This window comes from Mesorhizobium sp. BR1-1-13 (genome assembly GCF_020165515.1).
Classification (GTDB): domain Bacteria; phylum Pseudomonadota; class Alphaproteobacteria; order Rhizobiales; family Rhizobiaceae; genus Mesorhizobium.
In genome coordinates this window covers 192,649-210,642 of the sequence record NZ_JAIUIH010000001.1, presented here as the reverse complement: position 1 = coordinate 210,642, position 17,994 = coordinate 192,649, and the positions used below count along the sequence as shown (strand labels likewise).

Below are 17,994 nucleotides of genomic sequence, written 5' to 3'. Positions count from 1 at the left end.
GAGCGCGACACCGTCGCCGCCACGCCCATGCAGCGCGCCTTGCGCGAGGCCTTCTATGCCGGTGCCATCGCGCTCGGCCTGTTCGTGCTGTTCATCGGGCTCAAGACCGACCAGAACATCTCCAACGAGCTGATCCTGGTGCAGCGCTGGGGCCTGCTCGCCGCAGTGGTCATCGCCACGGCCGTCGGACGCTTCCTCTATGTCGCCTACGGCCAGCCCTTTTTGGCCAACCAGAAGATCGCCGACGTCGCCACCGGTTTGCTGCCGGCCAGCGTGGCGTCGCGCTTCTTCCTCTTTCCAGCCTTCATCATCGCCGTCATCGTCGCAGCGCTGCTGTTCGTCTTCAGCAGGTCTCTCGCCGGCTGGGTAGGGGCGGAGCCGGCCGGCTATCTGCAATTCCTGCGTGCCCTGGCGGTCATCTACGCGCTGGCCTGCGTGATCTATTATTTCCGCGGCTTCATCCATGCCAACTTCACAAAACTCGGCATTGCCGCACTGGTGCTCTATCCGATCATTGTCGTGGGCATGCTGTCGCTGATGTCGTGGTCGCTCGTCGGCGGGCTGCAAGGGTCGCTGAAATGGGTCGACAATTTCGGCATCCAGATCCTGATCTATGTCATGCTGGCCTGGGGGCTGAACATCGTCGTCGGCCTGGCCGGCCTGCTCGACCTCGGCTATGTCGCCTTCTATGCGGTCGGCGCCTATGCCTATGCGCTGCTCGGCACGCAGTACGGCCTCTCCTTCTGGATCCTCCTGCCGGCCGCAGGCGCCATGGCCGCCTTCTGGGGCGTGCTGCTCGGCTTTCCGGTGCTGCGCCTGCGCGGCGACTACCTGGCCATCGTGACGCTTGCCTTCGGCGAGATCATCCGGCTGGTGATCATCAACTGGCGCGAGGTGACCAACGGCTCGGCAGGCATTTCCGGCATCCCGAAGGTCACCTTCTTCGGCCTGATGAGCTTCAACGTCTCGGACCCGAACTACATCGGCAAGGTGCTGAACATTGCGACGTCGAGCGCCTATTACAAGATCTTCCTCTATTACCTGATCCTGGGGCTGGCGCTGCTCACGGCTTTCGTCACGATCAGGCTGAGGCGCATGCCGGTCGGCCGCGCCTGGGAAGCCTTGCGCGAGGACGAGATCGCCTGCCGCTCGCTCGGCATCAACACCACGACCACCAAGCTGACGGCCTTTGCCACCGGCGCCATGTTCGGCGGTTTTGCCGGCTCGTTCTTCGCCGCCCGGCAAGGCTTCGTGAGCCCCGAATCCTTCGTCTTCCTGGAATCGGCCATCATCCTGGCCATCGTCGTGCTTGGCGGCATGGGATCGCTGGTCGGCATTGCCGTTGCGGCTCTGGTCATGATCGGCGGCACCGAGGTGCTGCGCGAACTCGACTTCCTCAAGCAGGTCTTCGGACCCGACTTCACGCCGGAACTCTACCGTATGCTGCTGTTCGGCATGGCCATGGTGATCGTCATGCTGTGGAAGCCGCGCGGCTTTGTCGGCAGCCGTGAGCCGACCGCCTTCCTCAAGGAGCGAAGGGCTGTCTCCAGTTCCTTCACCAAGGAGGGGCACGGCTGATGAACGCGAACCCCTCCATGAACGACGCCATCCTGAAGGTCGAACACCTGTCGATGAAGTTCGGCGGCCTGGTCGCGATCGGTGACCTGTCCTTCACCGCCAGGCGCGGCGAGATCACGGCGCTGATCGGGCCCAACGGCGCCGGCAAGACCACCGTGTTCAACTGCATCACCGGCTTCTACAAGCCGTCGGAAGGCATGATCACGCTCACCCGGCAGGACGGCTCGAGCTACCTGCTCGAACGGCTGCCCAACCATGAGATCCCGGCGCGCGCCAAGGTGGCGCGCACCTTCCAGAACATCCGCCTGTTCTCGGGCATGACGCTGCTCGAGAACCTGCTCGTCGCCCAGCACAACAAGCTGATGAAGGCTTCGGGCTATACGGTGCTCGGCCTGTTCGGCTTCAGCGGTTACCGCAAGGCCTCGGCCGAATCCGTCGAACTCGCCAAGCACTGGCTGGAAAAGGCCGATCTGGTCGACCGCGCCGACGATCCGGCCGGCGACCTGCCCTATGGCGCGCAGCGGCGCCTCGAGATCGCGCGCGCCATGTGCACCGGCCCCGAGCTTTTGTGCCTCGACGAGCCCGCCGCCGGCCTCAATCCAAAGGAATCGGCCGCGCTCAACGACCTGCTGATGGACATCAAGAACAACACCGGCACCTCGATCCTGCTGATCGAGCACGACATGTCGGTGGTCATGCAGATCTCCGATCACGTCGTGGTGCTGGAATACGGCCGCAAGATCTCCGACGGCAATCCGCAGTCGGTGCGCACCGATCCGCGCGTCATCGCCGCCTATCTCGGCGTCGACGACGAGGAGGTCGAAACCGTGCTGACCGAAGTCGGTGACGAGGACGTCATCGAGCAACTCGATACCGGTCCCGATGCCGCGCATGGTCCGGGAACATCGTCGTCCTATCTCGCCGGCCCGGTGAGCGACACGGTCGGCCACAGCGAAGGCGAGCGCATCACGGTATCGAAGGGCGCCTCGAAGGCGGCGCAGGTCGATGCGCGGGCGGCGAGCGTTGCAAGCAAGGCTGTCGCGCCAACACCTGCTTCGCGGGCCAAACCGGCTGCGAAGCCGGCCGCCAAAGCGGCCGTCAAGACAGGGGCCAAGACGCCGGCCGCGAAGGCCGCCGGGATCTCGAACCGCCTCGCGGCACCCCGCGGCGGCAAAGCCGACAATCTCACCCGCATCAAGGGGATCGGCGCGGTCAACGAGAAGAAGCTCAACGAACACGGCATCTTCCACTTCGACCAGATCGGCGCCTGGAAGAAGGCCGATGTCGAGGCCGTCGAAGCGTATCTCGCCTTTGACGGACGCATCGCCCGCGAAGAATGGGTCAAGCAGGCCAGGCTGCTTAGCCAGGGCAAGGATACGGAATTCTCGCGCCGCGTCGACGCCGGCAAGGTGGCGACGAGCCATGCTTCCGGTAAGCAGGCAGCAAAGCCCGCGACAGGAGCGGGCAAGCCCGTTCGGGCCAAGCGCGGAGGGGGCAAGTGATGGCCGGGAAGACTCTGCTCGATATCAAGGGCGTGCAAACCTATTACGGCAACATCCGCGCGCTGAACGGCGTCGACGTCACCGTCAACGAGGGCGAGATCGTGGCGCTGATCGGCGCCAACGGCGCCGGCAAATCGACGCTGATGATGACCATTTTTGGAGCGCCGCGCGCCCGCGCGGGCACCATCACCTTCGCCGGCGCCGACATCACCCAATTGCCGACGCACGAGATCGCGCGCTTGCGCATCGCCCAGTCGCCGGAAGGCCGCCGCATCTTCCCGCGCATGACGGTGATGGAAAACCTGCAGATGGGCGCCAGCCTCGACAACCTCAAGCACTATGACGAGGACGTCGAGAAGGTGTTCGCGCTGTTCCCGCGCCTGAAGGAGCGCATCGCCCAGCGCGGCGGCACTCTGTCGGGCGGCGAGCAGCAGATGCTGTCGATCGGGCGCGCGCTGATGGCGCGGCCGAAGCTGCTTCTTCTCGACGAGCCGTCGCTCGGTCTTGCGCCGTTGATCGTCAAACAGATCTTCGATGCCATTCGCGAGCTGAACCGCACGCAGGGTCTGACCGTGTTCCTGGTCGAGCAGAACGCCTTCGGCGCGCTCAAACTCGCGACGCGCGGCTATGTCATGGTCAACGGCAATGTGACCATGAGCGGCACCGGCAAGGAACTGCTCGCCAATCCGGAAGTGCGCGCCGCCTATCTCGAAGGCGGCCATCACTGAGTTCAGGAGTCCTTACCATGCAAGGCATTCTCTACGAGGAACCGTCCATCTGGCAGTTCTTCTTCGTCACCTGCCTGCTCGGCGGCTGGGCGGCCTGGATGACCGGCAAGGCCAGCGCCCAGACCTGGCGCAGCTTCGTCCAGCTGTTCGCCTATCTGCTGGGTCTCGGCATCGGCATCCGCTTCATCCACCACGCGCTGTTCAACGGCACGATGTTCTCGCTGCATTACTATGTCGTCGACACCATCGTGCTGATGATCCTCGGTTTTGTCGGCTATCAATACACACGAACCAACCAGATGGTGACACAGTATAATTGGCTCTACGAAAGAGCTTCAATCTTGAGCTGGAAACCGAAAGGTTGACGTTCATCATTAACGCCGTTTCGGGGATGAATCGGCGTGACAAGTGCCTGAAAATCGGCAAACTATGCTTTCTGCGATAAGGGTGGGCATCGCATGAAAGCTTCATCCACGCCCACTCCGTTAATGGGAGCGTTTAAATGAAAAAATCACTTTTGTCCGCCGTCGCCCTGACCGCGCTGATCGCGTTCAGCGGCAATGCGTGGGCTGATCTAATGGTCGGCGTTGCTGGCCCGATCACGGGTCCGAATGCCGCCTTCGGCGCACAGTTGCAGAAGGGCGCGGAGCAGGCGGTCGCCGACATCAATGCGGCGGGCGGCATCAATGGCGAGCAGATCAAGCTCGAAGTCGGCGACGACGTCTCCGATCCGAAGCAAGGCATCTCGGTCGCCAACAAGTTCGTCGGCGACGGCGTCAAGTTCGTGGTCGGCCACTTCAACTCGGGCGTCTCCATTCCGGCGTCGGAAGTCTACGCGGAAAACGGCATCGTCGAGATCACGCCTGCCGCGACCAACCCCCAGTTCACCGAGCGCGGCCTGTGGAACGTGTTCCGCACCTGCGGACGCGATGACCAGCAGGGCGGCATCGCCGGCGCCTATCTGGCGGCCAATTTCAAGGACGCCAAGATCGCCGTCGTGCATGACAAGACCACCTACGGCCAGGGCCTTGCCGACGAGACCAAGAAGGCGATGAACGCCAAGGGCGTGACGGAAGTCATGTATGAAGGCGTCAACGTCGGCGACAAGGACTTCTCGGCGCTGATCGCCAAGATGAAGGAAGCCGGCGTTTCCATCATCTACTGGGGCGGCCTGCACACTGAAGCCGGCCTGATCATCCGCCAGGCGGCCGACCAGGGCCTCAAGGCCACGCTGGTTTCCGGCGACGGCATCGTGTCGAACGAACTGGCTTCGATCGCTGGCGACGCGGTCGCGGGCACGCTCAACACGTTCGGTCCGGACCCTCGCCTGATCCCGGCGAACAAGGAACTGGTCGAGAAGTTCCGCGCGCAGGGCTTCGAACCGGAGGCCTACACGCTCTACTCCTATGCCGCCATGCAGGCGATCGCCGAGGCAGCCACCGCTGCCAAGTCCAACGACCCGCAGGAAGTTGCCAAGGCGCTGCATGAGAAGGGTCCGTTCAAAACCGTGCTCGGCGACCTCTCCTACGATGCCAAGGGCGACCCGACGCTGCCCGGCTACGTCATGTACGAGTGGAAGAAGGGCGACGACGGCAAGTACACCTACGTCCAGAAGATGTAAGCCTGTCGGCATTGACTTCACGGAATGCCCGGCGCCTCGCGCCGGGCATTTTCTTTTACGGAAGCAACGATCGCGCGTTTATGGCTCGCGACGCTTTCCGTTTTGGAGCCAATAACGACTTTCTGCTGATGTTCAGCCGTCCTATTCAGGGCGAAGAATCGATTTTAAATCGGTTTAGACGCGCGTCAAATTTTGTTTGCACTGCAGCATTTTCACGCTAATCATGGCGCCGCTTGCTCTTCCCTTCCGCTGCTGGAGCCCAATCCTTGGCCATCACCAAGATCCTCGTCGCCAACCGGTCCGAAATTGCCATCCGCGTGTTCCGCGCGGCCAATGAACTTGGCCTTAAAACGGTGGCGATCTGGGCCGAGGAGGACAAATATTCGTTGCATCGCTTCAAGGCCGACGAGAGCTACCAAGTCGGGCGCGGGCCGCACCTCAACAAGGACATGGGGCCGATCGAAAGCTATCTCTCGATCGAGGAGGTGATCCGCGTCGCCAGGCTGTCGGGCGCCGATGCGATCCACCCCGGCTACGGGCTGCTTTCGGAAAGCCCCGAATTCGCCGAGGCCTGCGCCGAAGCCGGGATCACCTTCATCGGGCCCAAGCCGGAGACGATGCGCCGGCTTGGCAACAAGGTCGCGGCGCGCAATCTGGCCATCGAGGTCGGGGTACCTGTCATTCCCGCCACCGATCCGTTGCCGGACGACATGGAGGCGGTCAAGAAACTTGCCACGGAGATCGGCTATCCCCTGATGCTGAAGGCTTCCTGGGGCGGCGGCGGCCGCGGCATGCGCGCCATCCGTGCCGAGGCCGATCTCGCCCGTGAAGTCACGGAGGGCAAGCGTGAGGCGAAAGCCGCCTTCGGCAAGGACGAGGTCTATCTCGAAAAGCTGATCGAGCGCGCCCGCCATGTCGAAGTGCAGATCCTGGGCGATACCAGTGGCAATGCGGTGCATCTGTTCGAGCGCGACTGCTCGATCCAGCGCCGCAACCAAAAGGTCGTCGAGCGGGCGCCCGCGCCCTATCTCAGCGAGGAGCTGCGCCAGGAGCTGTGCAGCCATGCGCTAAAGATCGCGCGCGAAACCAGCTATATCGGCGCCGGCACGGTCGAGTTCCTGCAGGACGCCGACACCGGCAAGTTCTATTTCATCGAGGTCAATCCGCGCATCCAGGTCGAGCACACCGTCACCGAACAGGTGACAGGCATCGACATCGTCAAGGCGCAGATCCACATTCTCGACGGCTTCGCCATCGGCACGCCGGAATCGGGCGTTCCGGCACAAAAGGACATCAGGCTGAACGGCCACGCCCTGCAATGCCGCATCACCACCGAGGATCCCGAGCACAATTTCATCCCGGACTATGGCCGCATCACCGCCTATCGCGGCGCCACCGGCTTCGGTATCCGCCTCGATGGCGGCACCGCCTATTCGGGCGCGGTCATTACCCGCTTCTATGACCCGTTGCTGGAAAAGGTGACCGCATGGGCGCCGACGCCGGCCGAGACGATCGCACGCATGAACCGGGCGCTGCGCGAATTCCGCATCCGCGGCGTGGCCACAAACCTGACTTTCCTCGAAGCGATCATCAATCACCCGAGCTTCGCCGACAATTCCTACACGACCAAGTTCATCGACACGACGCCGGAGCTGTTCGAGCAGGTCAAGCGCCAGGACCGCGCCACGAAGCTGCTCAACTATCTTGCCGACGTCAGCGTCAACGGCCATCCCGAGACGCGCGGCCGGCCGCAGCCGAAAGCCGATGCCGCCGCACCCGTGGTGCCCTACCTCAACGGCAATGTGGCCGGCGGCAGCAAGCAGAAGCTTGACGTGCTCGGTCCGGAAAAATTCGCCGCCTGGATGCGCACGCAAAAAGAGGTGCTGGTCACCGACACGACGATGCGCGACGGCCATCAATCCCTGCTGGCGACGCGTGTGCGCACGCATGACATCGCCGGCATAGCGGGCACCTATGCGCGTGCCCTGCCGCAGTTGCTTTCGCTTGAATGCTGGGGCGGCGCCACCTTCGACGTCGCCATGCGCTTCCTCACCGAGGATCCCTGGGAGCGGCTCTCGCTGGTACGCGAGGCGGCGCCCAACCTCCTGCTGCAGATGCTCCTGCGGGGCGCCAACGGCGTCGGCTACACCAACTATCCCGACAATGTCGTGCAGCATTTCGTCAAACAGGCGGCATCAGGCGGCATCGACCTGTTCCGGGTGTTCGATTGCCTGAACTGGGTCGAGAACATGCGCGTCGCCATGGACGCCGTCGGTGCCGAGGGCAAGCTGATCGAGGCGGCGATCTGCTATACCGGCGATATTCTCGATCCCACGCGGGCGAAGTACGACCTGAAATATTATATCGGGCTGGCGAAAGAGCTCGAGGCGGCCGGCGCCCACATCATAGCGGTCAAGGACATGGCCGGGCTGTTGAAGCCGAGCGCCGCGCGCGTGCTGTTCAAGGCGCTGCGCGAAGCGACAGACCTGCCCATCCATTTCCATACACACGATACGTCGGGGCTCTCAGCGGCAACGGTTCTGGCGGCGGTGGAGAGCGGCGTCGACGCCATCGACGCGGCGATGGATGCGTTCTCCGGCAACACCTCGCAGCCCTGCCTCGGCTCTATCGTCGAGGCGCTGAAGGGCACCGAGCGCGATCCCGGGCTCGACCCGCAATGGATCCGGAGGATCTCCTTTTACTGGGAGGCGGTGCGCAACCAGTATGCCGCCTTCGAAAGCGACCTCAAGGGGCCGGCGTCGGAAGTCTACCTGCACGAGATGCCGGGCGGACAGTTCACGAACCTCAAGGAACAGGCGCGTTCGCTTGGGCTGGAGACGCGCTGGCACGAGGTGGCGCAGACCTATCATGACGTCAATCTGATGTTCGGAGACATCGTCAAGGTGACCCCGTCGTCCAAGGTGGTCGGCGACATGGCGCTGATGATGGTCAGCCAGGATCTCACCGTCGCCGACGTCGAGAACCCGGCCAGGGACATCGCCTTCCCGGACTCGGTCGTCTCGATGCTGCGCGGCGATCTCGGCCAGTCGCCTGGGGGCTGGCCGCAGGCGCTGCAGAAGAAAGTGCTGAAGGGCGACAGGCCGATCACGGCGCGGCCGGGCTCGCTGCTGAAGCCGGCGGACCTCAAGGCCAGCCGCAAGGAGATCGAACGGAAGCTCGAGCGCAAGCTCAGCGACTACGAGTTCGCTTCCTGGCTGATGTATCCGAAGGTCTTCTCGGACTTCGCGGCTGCGCAGGAAACCTACGGTCCCGTCAGCGTGCTGCCGACGCCGACCTATTTCTACGGCATGAAGCCGGAAGACGAGGTGTTCGTCGACATCGAGAAAGGCAAGACGCTGGTCGTACGCTGCCAGGCGATCGGCGACGTGGACGACAAGGGCATGGTCACCGTGTTCTTCGAACTCAACGGCCAGCCGCGCCGCGTCAAGGTGCCCGACCGGGCGCATGGCGCATCCGCTGCCAAGGCACGGCGCAAGGCCGAGCCGGGCAACGAGGCGCATGTCGGCGCACCAATGCCAGGCGTGGTCTCGGCGCTGGCTGTGGCCGCCGGCCAAGCCGTCAAGGCAGGTGACGTGCTATTGTCGATCGAGGCGATGAAGATGGAAACGGCATTGCATGCCGAGCGTGACGGCACGGTCGCCGAGGTGCTGGTCAGGGCCGGCGACCAGATCGATGCCAAGGACCTGCTGATCGCCTTCAATTGAGAGCTCGCAAGAGAAAGCCACAGACTATCGGCTTCTGTCGGCAGCCCTGACGGCCTGTTCGATAACCGCTTGACCCGCGGTCCCTGGTCGGGCATCGAACCGCAGAAATTTGCGGCGGCACGGTTCCCCGAGTCGCGGCGAAGCATCGATTTTTTTGGAGAAAGACATGGCCGACGATATCACAGAGACCAGCCAGACTGTTGCCGCCGGCCAGTTGCGTGCCTTCATCGAGCGCATCGAGCGGCTCGAGGAGGAGAAGAAGACCATTTCTGACGACATCAAGGAAGTGTTCGCCGAGGCCAAGGGCACCGGCTTCGACACCAAGGCGATGCGCGCGATCATCCGGCTGCGCAAGAAGGACCAGGCCGAGCGCCAGGAGGAGGAGTCCATCCTGGACCTCTACAAGGCCGCCCTCGGCATGGTGTAAGGCGAGGCATCTCGTGACGTCCGGGGTCGGCGATGAGTGAGTTCGACTTCGGTGGCCGAAGGGCCTCGGAGTTCCGCCAACGCGGCTTCTGGACGCTGTTTGCCGAGCGTCACCCGGAAGAAAGAACCCGGCTGGCGAGGCGAGGGCCCTGGTTCTGGCAGCGCGGGCTGCCGGAATTCGCGCTGGTGCTCTCCATGTATGTGGCGCCGAGCGAGAATGTGGTCGGCGTCTTCTTCGGCCGTAACGAGAAGCTTGGCGCAACCGACGTCTGGGTGCGCCTCAAGCCGTTTCAGCCGGCGATCGAGGAACGGCTGAAACTCAGGCCGGAGCAGAGCGCACAAAACCTCGGCATCAATTCACAGTGGCGGGTCAACTGTTTTGCCGAGGACAATTGGCCGGCCATGACCGACTGGCTGGTGACCGAATGCTCGCGTTTCGAGCGCGCCATCACCGAAGTTCTGGGACAGGGATAGATATCCGGTGTCGCCGGGGGTCGTCAGATCCTTCTTTCGCTCACGCTGGCTCGGCCAGGTGCGGCTCGACCGGCTGTTCTGGCGCGATATGGTGCTCGTCGGCACGGGGATCAACATTGCATCGTCCGTGGCGGCGCTCATTCTGCTGGGGTTGAAGATGCCGCTCGGTCTTGTGCTGGCGGTGCATTTCGCGCCGGTGCCCTACAACATCTTCCTGACTTCGGCCGTCTGGCGGACGGCAGAGCGAACCGGCGGCGCCAAGGCCTCCCTTGCTATGCTGGGTTCGGCGCTCTGGCTGATCGCAACAGTCGTCGCCTGATGATGCTGCACGAAAAAGGGCGGCTGGAGCCGCCCTTCGCAGGAAGCGTCGGCGAGGCCTCGCTCAGGCCGCCGGCTCGAATCTCAGCGCCACGCCGTTGATGCAGTAGCGCAGGCCGGTCGGCGGCGGGCCGTCCTCGAAGACGTGGCCGAGATGGCTGCCGCAGCGAGCGCAATGGCATTCCGTGCGGACCATGCCGTAGCTGCGGTCGGTCGTGGTCTCGATGGAACCGGGAACGGGGTCGTTGAAGCTCGGCCAGCCGGTGCCGCTCTCGAACTTCAGCTTGGATTCGAACAGCGGCTGGTCGCAGCCGACGCAAAAGAAGGTGCCTGCGCGCTTTTCGTGAAGCAGTGCACAGCTGCCCGGGCGTTCGGTGCCATGGTTGCGCATGACGGCATATTGCTCAGGCGTCAGCCGGGCGCGCCATTCGGCGTCGGTGCGGGTGACGGGATAGGTGTGGGTGTCCATGCAGAAAACTCCTCGGCCTTGACGGCTCATTGTTGATTGCAATCTCTATTCGCAACAAGATAGGGGTTTGTTACGGGATTTACCCGCATTTTCGAGCGCTCCGCCTGCGCTCCTCACGCGATCGCCGCAAGATAACGCGCAACGGAGGCCGCCAGCGCCTCTTTCGCGCCACCGACAACGTTCTGGTTCCACCACGCGCCGTAGATGTCATCGAATGTGAAAGGCTCCAGCGCGGCCGCGATGTGGCGCACGGCGACCGCGTTGAGCGGGATGTAGTTGGGATAGCTGTACATGAAGCTGACGTGGCGGCGGGTCGGCGTCACCTGCAAGATATCGCCGGCCAGCAGAGCATTGCCGCCTTCGCGCTTCCAGTGCAGCACCTGGCCGCCAGCAAAGTGACCGCCGCAGCGGATGAGCGTCAACGCCGGGTTCAGGCCCAGTATCTCGCCTTGCCAGCTGACAATCGACGGGTGCGGCCGCATGATCCACTGCCGGTCGTCGTCATGGAGATAGATCGGTACGCCGCCAAATGCCTCGCTCCATTCGACCATCACCGAATAGTAGTGGCAGTGCGAGATGGCGATCCCGGCAAGGCCGCCGCGGCGATTGATCTCGGCCACCGCCTCATCAGTCACCATCGAGATGCAGTCCCACAGAACGTTGCCGTGCGGCGTCTGCGCCAGCAGTGCCCGCTGACCGATGGCGAAGCGCGGCTCGATGCCGAAGGCGAGAACGCCGGCGTCATCCTTCATCACGAGCCGATGCCCGGCGGCGAGCTCTTCCGGTGTGGTCCAGGCCTGGCCTTCCCAGCGCACATATTGCCGCTCGTCCTCGCAGATCGGACAATGCCGCGGGGGCGCTCCGCTCTGCGCGAACTGGACACCGCATTGCAGGCAGAGGAAACAGGTCATGGGACCGCCCGTCATTGTCCCGGCTCAATGCTTGCGCGACAATTGCCTGGTGGCGCTTTCCAGTCCGGCGAGCGTCAGCGGAAACATGCGGCCGCCGAACATGTCGCGGATCATAGCGATCGAAGGGGTGAAACCCCAGTTCTTCTGGCTCTCGGGGTTCAGCCATACCGCGTTCGGCCACTGCCGCAGCAGGCGGCCGAGCCAGACGGCGCCCGCCTCCGGGTTCCAGTGCTCGACCGAGCCGCCGGGATGCGCGATCTCGTAAGGGCTCATCGAGGCATCGCCGACCACGATCACCTTGTAGTCAGGTCCATATTTGTGGAGGAGATCTGATGTCGGGATCGTCTCGGCATGGCGGCGGCGATTGTCCTTCCACACGCCCTCGTAGAGGCAGTTGTGGAAATAAAAATATTCGAGCTGGCGGAATTCGGCGCGAGCGGCCGAGAACAATTCCTCGACGCTTCTGATGTGGTCGTCCATCGAGCCGCCGACATCGAAGAACATCAAAAGCTTCACCGCGTTGCGCCGCTCTGGCCGCGTCTTGACGTCGAGATAACCGTGCTCGGCGGTGGCGTGGATGGTGCCGGGCAGGTCGAACTCCTCCTCGGCGCCTTCACGCACCCAGCGGCGCAGCCGCTTGAGCGCGATCTTGATGTTGCGGGTGCCGAGCTCGACGGCGTCGTCGAAATTCCTGAACTCGCGCCTGTCCCAGACCTTCACGGCCCGGCGGTTGCGGCTCTCATGCTGGCCGATGCGCACGCCTTCGGGATTGTAGCCATAGGCGCCGAAAGGTGAGGTGCCGCCAGTGCCGATCCATTTCGAGCCGCCTTGATGGCGGCCTTTCTGTTCCTCGAGCCGCTGCTTCAGCGTCTCCATCAGCTTCTCGAAACCGCCGAGCGCCGCGACCAGCTTTTTCTCTTCCTCGGTCAGGTGCTTTTCGGCCAGCCGGCGCAGCCATTCCTCGGGGATATCAGCGACGTTGACGGCCTTCGGACCGCTGAGCGCCTCCACACCCTTGAAGACATGCGCGAACACCTGGTCGGAGCGGTCGATATGGCGCTCGTCCTTCACCAGCGCAGCGCGAGCGAGGTGGTAAAATCCTTCGACGTCATAGTCGACCAGCCCGGCCTCCAGCCCCTCCAGCAGCAACAGATATTCCCTGAGCGAAACGGGAACGCGCGCTGCCTTCAGTTCAAGGAAGAAGGGGATGAACATTTTCTATCATAGAAGATCATATTCGATGAAGCCGGTGCGGCGCGCGACATGGTCATAGAGCTTGCGCGCCGTGGCGTTGGTTTCGTGCGTCATCCAGTAGACGTTCCTGACGCCGATCTTGCCGGCTTCCTGCTTCACGGCCTCGATCAGCGCAGCGCCAATCCCCTTGCCGCGCACTTCGGGGTCGGCGAACAGATCTTGCAAGTAGCAGTTGTTTTTCTCAGACCAGCAAGAGCGATGGTACAGGTAATGGGTGAGGCCGACAGCCTTGCCGTCGAGGAGGGCGATGAAGCCCTTCGGTTCGAACTCGCCTTGCGTGAACAGGCGCTTCCAGGTGACCTCATAGACCTCTTGCGGCAGCTTCGTCTCGTAGAAGGCAAGGTAAGCGGTCCACAGCCGACGCCAGTCGGCGTGGTCGGATTCTGCGAGCGGGCGGATAGTGATCTCGGCCATTTCTTTCCCTCTGAGGTCTGGAACCCAATCCATACCAACAGAATCGGGATCATGAACACCTTTGCCTATCCCGCCGGCAAATTATACTCGCGAAAAGCGGTCGCGAGGATGTGCAGCGCTTCTCGTGCCCGCGGCGCCAAGCCGCGCGAATGCAAAACGATCTCGGAAGGGGGAATTGGCGGCAGGCCGAGTTTGCGGCCCACCTCGACCAGGCCGGGCGGCGCGACACGGTGGGCGAGCGCAGCGACGGCGAAGCCGGCCGACACCGCGATGTTGACGGCTGCGCCGCCGCCGCCCACGAAAGCCTCGTTCCAGGCAATGCCTGCCTTATCCAGCGCCTCGACGGCTCTCACGCGGTCAGGGCAATTGCATACGGTGCTTAGCAGCGCCAGGCGCAATGGCGTTCCCGGCCGCCATTCGAAGGCCGGGGCGGCGAACCAGCCATAATGGGTGCGCGACAAGGCTTCGCCGCGGCGGCTGTCGTCTTCCTGATGGACAATCACCGCATCGAGCTCACTGCGATCGAAAGCCTCCTCCAGCATGGAGCTCGTATCGATCCTGATGTTGAGCGCGAGCGACGGATCGTGGGCATGCAACTGGGCTATCAATATGGACAGCTCGGGCCCGGCGACGTGATCGACAAAGCCGAGAGCAAGCCGACACGGCGCGTCGGCAAATTCCGTGACGGCTCGTTCGTGGGCGGCAAGGAATTCACGCGCCGCCGGGAGAAAAGCCGCTCCCCTTGCAGAGAGGGCCACGCGGCGCGGCGTTCGTTCAATCAGGCGCGCGCCGAGCTTCTCTTCCAGCCGGCGCAGCTTGACGCTGATCGTCGCCTGGGTGCTGCCCAGCGCGGCGGCCGCACGCGTGAAGCTCTGCAGGTCGGCCACCATGACGAACGTCCGCACGGCATCGACGTCAAGACTGGGCATCTCAAGTATTCCATTTTGTCATCTCTGAAATAGAGGTGCATAGCCTTTTTTCATGGTCAAGTCCCGTCTATGTCAGCCTGACCAGTTGAAGAGCACTGCTCCCCAGCCGTCTCTCCGAATGTTCCGACAGAAAGTGCCCGACATGAGGTTTCAAATTGACCGAAACACCATTGCGCTCGCTGGCGTTTGCTTGGCCTCGCTGCTGTTCGGCCTCGAAATCTCCAGCGTTCCGGTGATCCTGCCGAAACTGGAAACCGTGCTTGGCGCTGATTTCAAGGATCTGCAATGGATCATGAATTCCTACACCATTGCCTGCACCACGGTGTTGATGGCGACGGGGACATTGGCCGACCGTTTCGGCCGCAAACGCGTGATGGTGAGCACCACCGTCGCCTTTGGCCTCGCCTCTTTGCTATGCGGCCTCGCACCGAGCGCTCCGCTGCTGATCATCGCCCGGTTTCTTCAGGGCCTGGCGGGCGGAGCGATGTTTACCTGCAGCGTGGCGGTGTTGTCCCACCAGTTTCAAGACGGCAGTGAACGCGGCAAGGCTTTCGTCGCCTGGAGCGTCGTCTCGGGCATCGGCCTTGGCTTTGGCCCCGCCATTGGCGGATTGATCGTGACGCTGTCGAGCTGGCAATGGGTGTTCCTCATCCATGTGCCGCTTGCCGTTCTCGCCCTGGCCTTCATCAGCGCCGGCGTCACCGAGTCGCGCGATCGCAATGCCCAGAAGCTTGACCGGGCCGGCATACTGACGCTGTCGCTTGCGGTGTTCGGCTTTTCCTATCTGCTCACGCAAGGGGCTGATCTGGCGGCTGGCGCGCGCGTCGGCGTGGCAAGCGCGGCCGTGCTGGCCTTCTTTGCGTTCCTCGTAGCCGAGAAGATCAATCCCTATCCGATGTTCGATTTCTCCGTTTTCCGAGTCCGCCAATTCTCGGGAGCGATCATGGGCGGCATCGGCATGAATTTCAGCTACTGGCCGTTCATCATCTATCTGCCGATCTATTTTTCGGGGGTTCTCGGTTACGACAGCACCACGACCGGGCTGTTGCTGCTCGTCTACACGCTACCCCTCATGCTGATGCCGTCGATCGCCGAGCGCCTGCGCGCGCGCTATCAGGCGCGGGTGGCGATCCCGCTCGGCTTGCTGACATTGGGGGTCGGTTTCATCGCCATGTGGATAGGGTCCGGGCTCGAGGGCGCCAACTGGCTGACCATGCTGCCCGGCACGCTGATCGCCGGCATCGGCATCGGCCTGACCAATTCGCCGACCACCAACACCACGACCGGCTCGGTGTCGCCCAATCGTGCCGGCATGGCGTCCGGCATCGATATCAGTGCGCGGCTGATCACGCTTGCCATCAACATTGCGGTGCTGGGACTGCTGCTGACGCAAGGGATCGTTTCTTATCTGCGCAACGCATTCGGCACGGCTATCGACCCGAACGAACTGCGCGCCCTGGCGGAGAAGATCGCAGCCGGTAATCTCGACGGCCTTGCGCAATACTCGCCCAAGCTCACGGCCCTCGACCCGACGGGCGCCATCGTACATGCCTCCCTGATCAACGGTTTTGGCTGGGTCATGCTCTATAGCGGGATCGGCGTTCTGGCTCTTGCCGTCATCAGCTTTGCTATCTTCGGCCCAAAATATAGCGCGCCGAAGCAGCGAACCGGGCGTCCTGCGCAGGGTGCTGGCGAGGTGCGCTCGTAGCAATGCCTTGTGCGGCTCGGCCTCGGGACGCCGATGCGCTCGTTCACCCTTGCCGTCTCGCCATGAAGGCCAGCCGTTCGAACAGATGCACGTCCTGCTCGTTCTTCAGCAATGCGCCATGCAGCTTGGGCAGCGCGTTCTTCGGGTCGGCGCGCAGATCCTCGGGCGCGATGTCGTCGGCGACCAGCAGGCGGATCCAGTCGAGCGCCTCGGAGGTCGACGGCTTCTTCTTCAGCCCCGGTACGTCGCGGATCTCGTAGAACTGAGTGAGTGCCGCCCGCACCAGATTCTGCTTGATGCCGGGATAGTGGACATCGACGATTCTGTGCAGTGTCTCGATGTCGGGAAAGCGGATGTAGTGAAAGAAGCAGCGACGCCGGAAGGCGTCGGGCAGTTCCTTCTCGTTGTTGGAGGTGATGATGACGATCGGCCTCACTTTGGCGCGGATCGTCTCGCCGGTCTCGTAGACGAAGAACTCCATCCGGTCGAGTTCCTGCAAGAGGTCGTTGGGGAACTCGATATCGGCCTTGTCGATCTCGTCGATCAGAAGCACGACTTTCTTGCCGGCGGCGAAGGCCTCCCACAATTTGCCGCGCTTGATGTAATTCTTGATATCGTTGAACCTGACATCGCCAAGCTGGCTGTCGCGCAACCGCGACACGGCATCGTACTCGTAGAGGCCCTGCTGCGCCCGCGTCGTCGATTTGACATGCCATTCGATGAGTTCCAGCCCGAGTGCAGCCGCCACCTGCCTGGCAAGCTCCGTCTTGCCGGTGCCGGGCTCGCCCTTGACCAGCAGGGGCCGTTCCAGCGCGATCGCCGCGTTGACCGCCACCATCAGATCCTTGTCGGCGACGTAGGCCGCCGTGCCTTCGAAACGCATTTTTGCTCCTTGGTTCAGTACGGACGACCGTAAGGAGACGTCTTGGCCCATGCAAGGGTGGGCTGGTGGCGGCGAAGTGTGAAGCCGGCAGGGAAAGAGCACTAACTCTCTGGCGCCGACTCTCTGGCGCTTGGGAGGGCATCGGCCTATATTGGGGCTGACGGTCTGCGCTTCCCGGCAGGAGACACTTTTCCCCGGGGCCTTAACGATCCTTAGGGAGCTGTCCCTGGGAAGACCCGTGGGTTTTCTCACACGGCGCCCACCTACTTTGTAGGCACCCGGGATCGACCTCTCCACCGGTTGTGTGGATCGTCACTTATTAGCCACATCCACGTATTTCGTGGATCATGCGATGGAAAACGTCGCTCCCAAAACGTCCATTCAGGTCTGGCTTTTTCTAGCGTCTGCGCATGGCATCCTTAAAAGACCTGAAAAAACAGCTGCGCAAGGAAGCACTTGGCCGCCGCGACGCGCTCGATGAATTCTGGCGAGTGGAAGTCGCGCTCGATATGGCCGAAACCGCGCGCGACCAGCTTGCCATCGAGCCAGGCCAAATCGTGTCCGGCTTTTGGCCGATGCGCTCGGAAGTCGATGTCCGGCCGCTGATGTTCGCCTTGCGCGAAAAGGGCGCACGGCTCTGCCTTCCGGCGATCCTCGACAAGACGACCATCGTCTTTCGCGAATTGGTACGCGGCGCGCCGATGATCGATATGGGATTTGGGACCGTCGGGCCGCATGAGGAGGCCGAAGTTCTTGACCCCTCCGTCATGCTGGTGCCGCTCGCCGGCTTCGACGCGCGCGGCCACCGCATCGGTTACGGCGCGGGCTATTATGACCGTGCGATCGCCAAGCTTGTCGACAAGGGGCATGCGCCCCGGCTGATCGGCATTGCTTTCGACTGCCAGGAAGTGACGATGGTTCCCAATGAGGACCACGACGTCATCATCCCGGAAATACTGACCGAGAGCGGGTTGCGCCGGTTCGCGCCAGAATTGTAAATAGTTCTTTGGAACGCATGATCTTTGCCGAAAGTCATGCCACTTTTCGGGATCAG

General features: G+C 62.8%; 16 protein-coding genes, 1 other RNA gene and 1 pseudogene. 12 read left to right on the top strand and 6 right to left on the bottom strand.

Going from position 1 to position 17,994, the window contains the following annotated elements; all coding sequences use genetic code 11:
• Positions 1-66 precede the first annotated feature (66 nt).
• The 9 genes and pseudogenes from livM to LB533_RS01060 all read left to right on the top strand — a co-directional run.
• Positions 67-1,578 (top strand): annotated as a pseudogene (gene livM / locus LB533_RS01100) (high-affinity branched-chain amino acid ABC transporter permease LivM); the annotation flags it as partial.
• Entirely contained in the window at positions 1,578-3,080 is a 1,503-nt protein-coding gene (locus LB533_RS01095; RefSeq protein ID WP_140641255.1) for an ATP-binding cassette domain-containing protein, read from the top strand. The pseudogene livM and the gene LB533_RS01095, both read left to right, overlap by 1 nt.
• Positions 3,080-3,808 carry an ABC transporter ATP-binding protein gene (locus LB533_RS01090; protein WP_140493077.1) on the top strand — a complete coding sequence of 243 codons (729 nt, stop codon included), beginning with the start codon at positions 3,080-3,082 and terminating at the stop codon, positions 3,806-3,808. Before LB533_RS01095 ends, LB533_RS01090 begins: the two co-directional genes overlap by 1 nt.
• Positions 3,809-3,825: 17 nt before the next feature.
• On the top strand, positions 3,826-4,173 hold the full coding sequence (locus tag LB533_RS01085; RefSeq protein WP_140493080.1) for a DUF6867 family protein: 348 nt from the start codon (positions 3,826-3,828) through the stop codon (positions 4,171-4,173).
• 137 nt (positions 4,174-4,310) lie between these two features.
• A complete protein-coding gene (locus LB533_RS01080) occupies positions 4,311-5,429 on the top strand; it encodes a branched-chain amino acid ABC transporter substrate-binding protein (RefSeq protein ID WP_140641257.1) in 1,119 nt (372 codons plus the stop codon).
• A 266-nt stretch (positions 5,430-5,695) separates the two neighbouring features.
• The gene (gene pyc, locus LB533_RS01075) at positions 5,696-9,154 is read left to right on the top strand and encodes a pyruvate carboxylase (RefSeq protein ID WP_224676471.1); all 3,459 of its coding nucleotides are present in this window, start codon (positions 5,696-5,698) and stop codon (positions 9,152-9,154) included.
• A 166-nt stretch (positions 9,155-9,320) separates the two neighbouring features.
• Positions 9,321-9,581, top strand: a complete 261-nt coding sequence (locus LB533_RS01070; RefSeq protein ID WP_140493089.1) for a DUF2312 domain-containing protein — start codon at positions 9,321-9,323, stop codon at positions 9,579-9,581.
• 32 nt (positions 9,582-9,613) lie between these two features.
• Positions 9,614-10,054, top strand: coding sequence for a DUF4268 domain-containing protein (locus LB533_RS01065; RefSeq protein WP_140641261.1), 441 nt, complete (start codon positions 9,614-9,616; stop codon positions 10,052-10,054).
• A 7-nt stretch (positions 10,055-10,061) separates the two neighbouring features.
• The gene (locus tag LB533_RS01060; RefSeq protein ID WP_224676470.1) at positions 10,062-10,373 is read left to right on the top strand and encodes a hypothetical protein; all 312 of its coding nucleotides are present in this window, start codon (positions 10,062-10,064) and stop codon (positions 10,371-10,373) included.
• A 63-nt stretch (positions 10,374-10,436) separates the two neighbouring features.
• Here LB533_RS01060 and msrB read toward each other — a convergent pair whose 3' ends face one another.
• The 5 genes from msrB to LB533_RS01035 form a co-directional block, all read right to left on the bottom strand.
• Positions 10,437-10,841 (bottom strand): peptide-methionine (R)-S-oxide reductase MsrB, encoded by a 405-nt coding sequence (gene msrB, locus LB533_RS01055; RefSeq protein WP_140560780.1) that lies wholly within the window; start codon positions 10,839-10,841, stop codon positions 10,437-10,439.
• Positions 10,842-10,954: 113 nt separating this feature from the next.
• Positions 10,955-11,752 carry an MBL fold metallo-hydrolase gene (locus LB533_RS01050; protein WP_140641267.1) on the bottom strand — a complete coding sequence of 266 codons (798 nt, stop codon included), beginning with the start codon at positions 11,750-11,752 and terminating at the stop codon, positions 10,955-10,957.
• Between the two features lie 24 nt (positions 11,753-11,776).
• Positions 11,777-12,967: a vWA domain-containing protein gene (locus tag LB533_RS01045; protein WP_224676469.1), complete on the bottom strand. Its 1,191-nt coding sequence runs from the start codon at positions 12,965-12,967 to the stop codon at positions 11,777-11,779.
• A 6-nt stretch (positions 12,968-12,973) separates the two neighbouring features.
• Positions 12,974-13,420: a GNAT family N-acetyltransferase gene (locus tag LB533_RS01040; protein ID WP_140628055.1), complete on the bottom strand. Its 447-nt coding sequence runs from the start codon at positions 13,418-13,420 to the stop codon at positions 12,974-12,976.
• 65 nt (positions 13,421-13,485) lie between these two features.
• Positions 13,486-14,349 carry a LysR family transcriptional regulator gene (locus LB533_RS01035; protein ID WP_224676468.1) on the bottom strand — a complete coding sequence of 288 codons (864 nt, stop codon included), beginning with the start codon at positions 14,347-14,349 and terminating at the stop codon, positions 13,486-13,488.
• A 142-nt stretch (positions 14,350-14,491) separates the two neighbouring features.
• On the opposite strand from LB533_RS01035, the gene LB533_RS01030 reads away from it, so the two are divergent.
• Complete coding sequence (locus tag LB533_RS01030) at positions 14,492-16,057, top strand: MFS transporter (protein ID WP_224676467.1); 1,566 nt, start codon at positions 14,492-14,494, stop codon at positions 16,055-16,057.
• A gap of 43 nt (positions 16,058-16,100) precedes the next feature.
• Here LB533_RS01030 and LB533_RS01025 read toward each other — a convergent pair whose 3' ends face one another.
• Positions 16,101-16,940: an AAA family ATPase gene (locus tag LB533_RS01025; protein WP_224676466.1), complete on the bottom strand. Its 840-nt coding sequence runs from the start codon at positions 16,938-16,940 to the stop codon at positions 16,101-16,103.
• A 159-nt stretch (positions 16,941-17,099) separates the two neighbouring features.
• On the opposite strand from LB533_RS01025, the gene ssrS reads away from it, so the two are divergent.
• Together ssrS and LB533_RS01015 are read left to right on the top strand one after the other, a co-directional pair.
• A non-coding RNA gene (gene ssrS, locus LB533_RS01020) (6S RNA) lies at positions 17,100-17,255 on the top strand.
• Between the two features lie 95 nt (positions 17,256-17,350).
• On the top strand, positions 17,351-17,938 hold the full coding sequence (locus tag LB533_RS01015; RefSeq protein ID WP_140641272.1) for a 5-formyltetrahydrofolate cyclo-ligase: 588 nt from the start codon (positions 17,351-17,353) through the stop codon (positions 17,936-17,938).
• Positions 17,939-17,994: the final 56 nt, after the last annotated feature.